We start from the raw sequence: 503 nt of genomic DNA on the forward strand, positions 1-503 counted from the left end.
TTAAGTGTCGAAATAGTATTAATAAGGCGGCTCTATCTGTCTGTTTTAGCTAGTTTTTTACTTCGTCTTCTTCAACCAGCTTTTCTTCCGTAACCCAAGGCAATTGGCGATATCTTGGCTCAGATTGCGCAAAGTTCATGAAAGGATATTTGATAATGTCGAAATAAGGCGAGTAATCGAAGTCACTTGGCGTGCATAGCTTGGGATTTCTTCGGTAAATATTAATATGACCAGCTTCTGATCGCTTGATCATTGGTAAGATCGGATATTGGATCGAACCGAAGGCCTCGGCAATCATGGTAGAGCAAACCGTTTTTGTGGTTTGACCCGGATGTTTAGAAAACAAGCTTGAGCGCCATCTGCGGGGGAGAATTAAATACGGGAAGAAAAAACGCAGTAGATCGAAGATTTGCCGAACATCATAGTCAGCACCAAGCCGGGATATTGCGTAGTGAATAACTTTTTGCGCATCTGAATATGTTAGATCTTTAGGTCGACAAATT

At 41.6% G+C, this 503-nt stretch carries 1 pseudogene; it reads right to left on the reverse strand.

Annotation, left to right across the window (positions count from 1 at the left end):
- Positions 1 to 49: 49 nt before the first annotated feature.
- Positions 50 to 503: pseudogene (locus tag A3762_RS04830) on the reverse strand (hypothetical protein); the annotation flags it as partial.

The sequence above is a fragment of the Oleiphilus sp. HI0125 genome, from assembly GCF_001635355.1.